The following is a 9,115-nucleotide window of genomic DNA, read 5'->3' as shown; positions in this document are numbered from 1 at the left end:
TAGTTTAGGTAGCAGTCATCCTGATTATGGTACTAACGATGTTGGGACAAAGTTAGCCAATGATTTGGGCATTTATGACATGAGCGGGAATGTCTGGGAATGGTGCTGGGACTGGTACGGAAGTTATTCCTCTTCCTCCCAGACAAATCCTACAGGTCCGACAACGGGCTCCCTCCGCGTGCGGCGGGGCGGTAGCTGGCGCTACGACGCCAACAGCTGCCGTGCTGCCAATCGCAGCAGCCCCCCCCCGTCGAGCAGCGGCAGCAATCTGGGGTTTCGCCTTGCCAGGAATGGGGATTAGGTTTAGGATTTTTAGTTTTTTACCTTTTTACGGCTTTGCCCGCCGACTTGTCCGCCGAAGCTCGCAGAGCGAAGGGGGAAGCCGCAGCCGTATCCAGGCGAAGCGGATACGCAGCGGCGGAGCAGGCGGGCAGAAAATTTAAGAAAAAAAAGATGACAATGCGTATCTCATAAACTTAAAATGCTGTTTTATATTTTCTTTATGTAAGATGTATGTGTCATTTCAATATTAGCTTACGTGCGGCATAAGAAATATAAAGCCTATTTTGTTCTATCCTTATTCGAAAAAATGATTGTTTATAAGAAATATATTCTATAGATTATTTTAGTTTAGGATAGGAAATGTATGGAATTCTTTGTTAGCCGTTTTAATGTAATAAACGGTAATTGTCCTGTTTCGGGATATACATATTCAGAATCATTTGTTTATTTATAAATGTGTTATAGAATGGCACGGAATAATCGTTGCTGAAAATGGTTATTTTGATACGAATAAACACTAAAAAGGAGAGTCGTATGAAAAAGCTAACAGTGTTCTTGTCACTTCTGCTTGCTGTTGTATTGCTGGTTGGATGCGCCGGTACCAGCGGAACAGTCAGGGAACCCAAACCGGTAGATGAATTGTACAGTTACGCAAACAAATTAAAGGATAACGGTGCATTTGCCGTTGTCGGTTACGGAGAAAGCGACCGCTATGATCTGGCCCGCGACAAGGCAATTGCCGATGGTCAGCGGCTGATCGGTGAAGCGATGGAAGTACGGGTTGAAGGTCTGAAAAAACGATTTATTGAGGAAGTGGGTACGGAAGACGCCGAAATCAACGAGTTCTTTTCACAGGCGACAAAGATACTTACACGTGCCGAGTACAGTGGTGCCACAATGGAAAAAACCTACCAGACACAGCGGAAAGACGGCAAATATGAATTTCATGCAGTTATGGCATTAAATCCTGATATTATTATTAAAAGTGTCGATGATGAGCTTAAAAATCGCAAGCTCTATGAACGCTGGAGAGCCAGCGAAGCATTTAATGAACTGGAAAAAGAAATCCAGGAATACGAATCGTCACAAGACTACGGGGAATGAGTCGGGTAAAAGTGGAAGGCCGCCCATGGCGGCCTTCCTTTATACTTATATGTAATAAAAAACTTATTACGATAAGCTTTATTTTAAGTTTATTGTTTATTTCAGGTCTTTGGGCCAGGAAATATCCGGAATGGTTCTTATATCCCGACAAATATCCTGATATTGTCGTGGGATATAATTACCGCGGCTCCTCTGCAAAGGATGACGCTGCGGCAAATTTTTGTGTCTTTGAGCATTCAATGATGATGGGCGACCTTTATTTTTATTCCGAAACCGAAAAGCGATCGTCGGATTATTATTATTATTACGACAAATCCAGATTTGAACTTGTCCGGGATAGTTTAATATGTCTGGATACTTACATTTTAAACACGTTGACGATGGACATAATTCGTGCCTACGGTTTTTCCGATACTGAATTAAGTTCCGCAGTGCTTTCCGTTGAAGCTTTGCCAATTCCCGATTGGGCTGATAAGAACGCTTATGAAAGCGGTAATTATATATTTGGCGTCGGCGCTTATACTTCCGCTGGGAATGATGTCGATGCCTGGAAAACCGCGGAAGAAAGAAGTATCTATAGTATGTTAATGTTTTACTCAACCAGGTTTACGGGGACCAAGTATCTCTTTAAAGAATACGATACGGATATATATTTGCGCTCACAGGTCATTCACGGCCATTACGAATTGAAGAACATTTCCATTATCGAACGTTATCATGATATGGATCAAAATATGGTATATGTATTAAGCAAAATAAATAAAAGCAACATACGCACAGCACAAAAAAAGTGAGGATACCATGTATAAACCAAATATTGCAATAAAAAAGCTGGCCCTTGTTTTTACATTTTTCCTGCTTGTCTTTCTTTATGCTGATGAAAGCGATTTTAAAAAAAGGATGCAGACCTCGTTTTATCAACTTGACAGCGATTCGATAGCCGTTTTTGTTGTAGATGCATTAAATGGGAAAGGTGTAGCAGGAGCAAGAATCGAGATTGAAGATGTCGGCGCTATTTTTACCGACAAACAAGGTAAAACTATGTTAAAACCAATATCTGACGGACACTATAAACTGAAGATCAGTAAAGATAATTATATTACAAATCAAAGCAGAATTGAAATACAGGCCGGCAGCGTATTCGGGAATTCCAATGTGTTTGCCCTTTCACCGGTCATGCCTCTGGAATCAATGAGAATTGTACTTGAATGGGGTAAAGCACCGGCGGACCTGGATTTGCATTTGATTAAAAACGATGCTCAGCATATTTCCTACCGTCATAAACGCATGCTTTCAGATAAAAGTATCAGGCTGGACCGCGACAGCAGATACGGATACGGTCCCGAAACCATTACCATCTGTAAGATCGATAAAAATGCCGATTATCAAATATATGTTCATAATTACTCGCGAAAAGAAGACAAAAACCGCGATACCTTTATGCAGTCTTCCGCCAGGGTAACTGTTTATGCAAACAATCGATTGGAAAAACAATACACGGTCCCCCGGGGAACCGGCGCAATGTGGTTGGTTATGAATATCGAAAAAGGCCGAATTCGTGATATCGGCCGTATTGTTCGTTAGATAAAAAATACGGAGGATTCAATGTTCCAGAAAAAGAACCTTGTAATATTGATTATATTATCGTGTTTTACTATTACAGCTGCTCAGACGATTGACCAGATAAAAAAAGACAGCAAATATTTATGGGGAGAGGGAAGCAGTACAAATCCAAATCTCGCCGATAAGCAAGCGCTGTCGCATCTGATATCACAAATCTCCGTACAGGTTGAGAGCAGTTTTTTAAATATCATTGAAGAAACCGGCGGTAATATTGAAGAATATACGGAAAAAGTTGTCAATACCTATTCAAATGTTATGCTGAATGAAGCAAAAATGAAGCAGGAAGAGCAAAACGGACGATTCCGTGTGCTGCGGTATATGAACAAAGATCAGATAAAAAATATTTTTAAAGAACGGGAATACTGGATTATGGAATTTATTCGTTCCGGCAATAAGGCGTGCCAGGATTACCGTATCGGAGATGCGCTAAAGTATTATTACTGGTCTCTGTGTTTATTAAAAAGCCACCCGGACATGAATGCAATGCGCGGAGACGAGGCCGGAATGAATGGTTTATTGTTTGCTTGCCTGCCGCAAAGAATAGAAAATATACTTGATTCTGTGAATGTAAGTATCAAATCAGCCGAATATATTCAGGACGAAAAGCGTAAGGTTATGTTGCTTGAATTTAAGTATGGTAAAGAAACGATTGCCAATTTGGACTATGTTTATTGGACGGGTGACAATTGGATGCCAAAGCTGATTTCTGTTAACAGCGGCAAAGGCATCGTAGAATACTACGGCCCTGCAGCTCGTGACATGAAAGAGGTAAAACTCCGTATTGAATATATGTATCAGGAAAAAGCAAAAACATACATAGCAGTAAACTCCGTAATTGAAAATACATATCCGCCTTATTTTCCCGAAGCTCAGAAAGTGGCGTCATCATTGTTTATCAGCCGTACCCCAAAAAAGGAAAAAGTAAACACCGTCATTGTTGGTGATTTTGCTGAAGAAGACACAGGGACTCCGAAACGGTTGACGGCGGAGAAGGAAGAACTGTTTGTCAATACCGTCCTGTCCTTTATTGATGCTTATGACAAAGGGAACCTTAAGCCGGTAGAAAATGAATTTACCGAAACCGGTAAAGCAATGATCGAAAAATTAATGCGTTACGGCAGGGCGGAAATGATACGAACCGGTGAAATACAACTAAAATTATCAAAACTGAATGATCAGTACTTGGTCAGATCAATTCCATTTAAATTCATGTTTCCAAACAATAATCGTGAATTTATCGAGGAGGTTGTCTTTATTTTAAATAAAGAAGGGAAAATTGACGGAATTAATTTTGCATTAAGCCAAAGAACAATAGAAGACATAATGAACAAAGATGAAGGATTTGGGACGCTTATGCAAAAACAGCAGATTGTTCATTTTATGGAATCTTATAAAACCGCCTATTGTTTGGAAAACATTGATTATATCGAAAAAATATTTTCAGATAAGGCCTTGATTATAATCGGACAAAAAATAGAAACTGCGGAAAATATTGATAAAATATATGCTTCCAAATTATCAAACGACAGTGTAGTATATATTAAAATGAATAAATCTGATTTTATTACCAGGCTCAGGCGCATATTTAACAGCAATGAAGCAATTAATATTCACTTTGAGGAAACCGACGTCAAGAAGGTCAACAGACATGATGATTTTGTATATGGCATTCAAATTGCACAGAATTATTACAGTACAAGTTATGCGGATTTCGGCTATCTTTTCTTAATGTTCGATTTGAACAGGCCGCAAGAACCAAAAATATACGTACGTTCCTGGCAGCCGGAAAAGAGTAAAGATGGACGTATCATTGGCTTAGAGGACTTTATATTCTGATTTAAACGCATGGGCTAAGAAGGGATACCAGTATATTTAACTAATCAGTCTAAATGGAGAAGTGAGAATGTGTAAAAAAATATTATTTCTTACAATTGTTCTTACGGCATTTTCTTATGCACAAAGCGGGTATATTCAAACTCCGGAACAGCTTTATAAATCCATTGTCAATAAAAATCCTTCCGCAAACGAACTTTTTGAAAAAGACTTCAAGCTCCCTTCCGGAATTGATCTTTCTACGGGAATGCCCGAACCGGGATATCAGGGAAAACTTGGAAGTTGTGCGGCCTGGGCTGCCGGTTATGCGTGTAAAACTTACCAGGAAGCAAAAGAACATGACTTTGATCCCAGACTGCCACAAAATCAGTTTTCTCCTTCTTTTTTATATAATATTGTCAATAAAGGTGAAAATAGGGGATCTACTTTGCCCGATGTTTTTCAAATAATGGAAGATTTTGGGGTTGCTACATATAAAACAATGCCATATACGAACGATTATTTAAAAAAGCCTGATGAAGAAGCATACCATGAAGCTTCTTTATATAAAATAAACAATTATAAAAGATTAAATAATGGCGCCGGTCTTTTAATGTCAATAAAATCTTCACTGGCTGCAGGTCAGCCTGTAATCGCGGCGATGAAAGTATATGAAAATTTTAAACAACTAAAGGATAATATTTATAATAATATTGAAGGTGAAAGAACCGGTGGACATGGCATGTGTATTGTAGGATATGATGACAATAAAAAAACATTGAAGTTAATCAATTCCTGGGGTAAATCCTGGGGAGAGCAGGGTTATTGCCGTATTGCTTACGAATTGGTGGACGATTTGATAATAGAAGCCTATGTGCTCTATGACGAGGTAAGTGAAAAAAATTATGATGATTTGCCGGCGCCGGAAAATTTGCAGGCCGGAGAAGGCAATCAAACAAACGCGGTATCAATATCCTGGGATAAGGTAAGCGGGTCAATGGAATATCTTATTTACCGCTCAAACTCAAAAAATGAAGCAATGGAGTTAATTGACAGCACTGAAATAAATTCATACAATGATCTTTCGGTATTAAATAATGTTAAATATCTTTATGCGGTTCGTGCTAAAAAAGGAGATGTTCTCGGCGTTTATAGTGAAATTGCCTGCGGATGGGCGTCCAGGGAGGATATCGGAGTACCTGTCAATGTAAAGTGTACCGTTTACAATAATATTCCTCGTTTATCATGGGATAGGGTTGAAAACGCCGAAGGATATTATATTTATCGTTGGAAGGATAATAAAGATAATTATCGGAGAATAGCAAAAAGTGAAACTGAGTATTTTTCAGACATTGCCATTGCCGAACGGGAAAATGCCACCTATTACTATCTTGTCACCGCTTTTAGGGGCGATGAAGAAAGCCGACCCGGGAATATGGTTAATGTTGTTTTATATGCTCCTGAGATAATACCAATCATTGCCAATAAAAATCAGGGTAAAGCGGAGGAAACTATTGGCCGCAAAGAAAAATATGAAATATTACCCGAAAAAGAACAAATTATTTTTGGACAGGAGCTGGGGAAACCCGATTTTTATGACTCCGTATATATGGAACAGTTTTTTAAAGAAGCCCGGAAAGCGGAAGAGGAAGCATTCATGAAAATGAAGCAGCAAGAGGAACACATATTTGAACAATTCAGGCAGCAGGAACACAGGCATAAATAAAAAGGGTACAAAATGCCAAATGAGAAAAAATATTATTACTTATTAATATTATTATTTTTTTCTATACTTTTTGCTGATGAATTTGTTATAAAGTCCTTTGTAAGATTGGAAAATGACCTCTCAGCAAGAAGATATGAGAAAAAAGATATTAATAATGATGCCTGCGCATTGATTAAGGTAAAAACGGATATCAGAGAGCATATTCAGTTTGATTCAAATTTGGGTATCCCACATGTCCCGATTTTATATCAGAAGGGCGAATACTGGGTATATGTATCACCGGGAGAGAGAACGCTTAAATTGATGGCAGATGGTTTTTTACCATATACAGCAACATTGACAGGTGCGGGAGTAATTGAATCGCTTTATACATACGAATTAGAAGTATCATCAAAGGAATTAAATATTAAAACAGTTCCCGTCACTATCTTAAGCAAACCGGAAGATGCGGAAAAATGGGTGGATGGGCAACTGCTGGGTACCGGAAAAACATTCACCCTCAAAATTGGCGAACATAATCTGCTTGTTAAGAAAGAAGAGTATAAAAATTATCAGTCATTGATTAATGTTACTTCCGATAATGTATTCTTTAACAATATTAATCTGGAAAAAATTGAAATTGTCCCCGTACAAATCAGTACAAAACCGGAAGGGGCTACTGTTTTTATCAATAATGCCGAAAGGGGTAAAACAGAATTGCCTCTATGGCTATTTCCCGGTAAATATTCAATAAAATTAAATATGGGCGGATACTTAAATATATCAGATTCAATATTAGTGGTAGAAGGACAAACAAATGATTTTAGTTATAACCTTCAAAAAAATGCCGGATATGTTATCTTTGATGTGACGCCAGGAGATTCTTATCTGATGTTGAACGGCAAAAGATATTCCCCGGGAAGAATAGAATTAATACCGGGAGATTATCAAGTAACAATAAGCAGAGAGGGTTATATAAATTATGAAGATATCATTGATGTTGAATTGGGAAAGACTGTAGAATATTCGTATGGATTAATAGAAAATATTGGTACGCTTGTGCTGGGTATAACACCATCGGATGCCGTATTAAATATTAATAATAATATATATTCACCAGGAACCATTGATTTGACTCCCGGTACATATCGGATAGCTGTCAGTAAAGACGGATATATTAGCCAGGAAAGCAATATTGAGCTTAAATTGGGAGAAACGCTAGCGCGTTCATTTGAATTGATACAAAATATTGGCACTTTGGTCTTAGATGTTTTTCCATCCCAGGCAAATATTCTGATCAATAATATAAGTTATGATAAAAAAACGATAGATCTTGTACCGGGTTCTTATAAAATATTACTTGAACTTGAGGGATGGCATTCTTATGAGGAAATTGTGACATTAAAACTGGGTGAAACTCTTTATAAATCGTATGCATTACGTCAAAAAACAGGTTCATTACAGTTTGAAATACTGCCTTTTAGTACAAAAATTCAAATGTTTGACAATACCGGTAAGTTATATAAAACATGGGAAGGTATGCATTACGAAAAAAACATACCTGCCTCAAATTATAAACTAATATGCAAACATGAAGGATATAAGACAGAGGAACGCCGTATTACTATTAACGACAACGAAAATTATATATTATCAATAAATATGATAAAAGATACAATTAATAGCAGTTCAAGCCATGGTATTGAAGAAATATTAATAAACGGTGGAAATTATATAGTTAACGGTAATACGGTTAAGATCGATGATTATTATATTAGTATATATGAAATGACGCAAGATATTTTTATTGATATCATGCATAATAATCCCAGCTTCTTTATTGGCGAAAACAGACCTGTTGAACGAGTGAGTTTACTTGAGGTTGTAGAATTCTGTAATAGCCTGAGTGAACACAGGGGTTTAGATAAAGTATATATAATAAATGGTGATTCCGGTAACGAAAGGAATATTATAGCCGATTATTCAAAAAACGGATACCGATTACCTACTGTTTTGGAATGGGAATACGCAGCAAAAAGCGGCGGCCGGGATGACAGACCCTGGAGCGGAACAAATAAAAAAGAAATGTTGGAATATTATGCACGATTCTATTTTAACAGTCATAATATGACACATCCGGTTGGAAGCAGAAAACCAAATGATTTGGGAATTTTTGATATGAGCGGAAATGTTTCGGAAATGTGTTGTGATTCTTTATCAGTCCCTTTTGATATATTTAATATAAAAACAAGTATAATCGTAAAAAATATGGGAGGGAACTGGTCCTCAACGGCAAATCAATGTTTAAGTGATTATGCTTTGGATTCTTATTTAATTTTTAAGAACAACAAAACAGGATTTAGAATTACAAGGAATAAATAATAAGATTGATTCGTCTGCAAAAAATCATTCCTATGAATTTACAGAACTGGGATTTAAAGAGGATATTATAAAAAATGAATTAAATGACAGAACTAAAAAAACGAGGTTCGGTACCTCTTATAAATTTAAATGGAGCAAAACAGGAAGATAGCATGAGGTTTTACATCAATATTAAAAAGCTAATGGTACTATTTTATACATTATTCT

7 protein-coding genes are annotated in these 9,115 nt (G+C 37.4%); all 7 read left to right on the top strand.

Features of this window, described 5'->3' with window-relative positions; all coding sequences use genetic code 11:
* Positions 1-79: 79 nt before the first annotated feature.
* Complete coding sequence (locus M0P98_08520) at positions 80-301, top strand: SUMF1/EgtB/PvdO family nonheme iron enzyme (protein ID MCK9266893.1); 222 nt, start codon at positions 80-82, stop codon at positions 299-301.
* Between the two features lie 515 nt (positions 302-816).
* Positions 817-1,386, top strand: a complete 570-nt coding sequence (locus M0P98_08515; protein ID MCK9266892.1) for a hypothetical protein — start codon at positions 817-819, stop codon at positions 1,384-1,386.
* Complete coding sequence (locus M0P98_08510; protein MCK9266891.1) at positions 1,383-2,180, top strand: hypothetical protein; 798 nt, start codon at positions 1,383-1,385, stop codon at positions 2,178-2,180. The genes M0P98_08515 and M0P98_08510 overlap by 4 nt, the downstream gene beginning before the upstream one ends.
* Before the next feature lie 7 nt (positions 2,181-2,187).
* A complete protein-coding gene (locus M0P98_08505; protein ID MCK9266890.1) occupies positions 2,188-2,970 on the top strand; it encodes a hypothetical protein in 783 nt (260 codons plus the stop codon).
* A gap of 21 nt (positions 2,971-2,991) precedes the next feature.
* On the top strand, positions 2,992-4,845 hold the full coding sequence (locus M0P98_08500) for an LPP20 family lipoprotein (protein ID MCK9266889.1): 1,854 nt from the start codon (positions 2,992-2,994) through the stop codon (positions 4,843-4,845).
* A gap of 67 nt (positions 4,846-4,912) precedes the next feature.
* Positions 4,913-6,547 carry a hypothetical protein gene (locus M0P98_08495; protein ID MCK9266888.1) on the top strand — a complete coding sequence of 545 codons (1,635 nt, stop codon included), beginning with the start codon at positions 4,913-4,915 and terminating at the stop codon, positions 6,545-6,547.
* A gap of 12 nt (positions 6,548-6,559) precedes the next feature.
* On the top strand, positions 6,560-8,908 hold the full coding sequence (locus M0P98_08490) for a PEGA domain-containing protein (GenBank protein ID MCK9266887.1): 2,349 nt from the start codon (positions 6,560-6,562) through the stop codon (positions 8,906-8,908).
* Positions 8,909-9,115 lie beyond the last annotated feature (207 nt).

The sequence above is a fragment of the bacterium genome (genome assembly GCA_023230585.1).
Lineage (GTDB): Bacteria > Ratteibacteria > UBA8468 > B48-G9 > JAFGKM01 > JALNXB01.
This window is presented reverse-complemented; position numbering and strand designations above follow the sequence as displayed.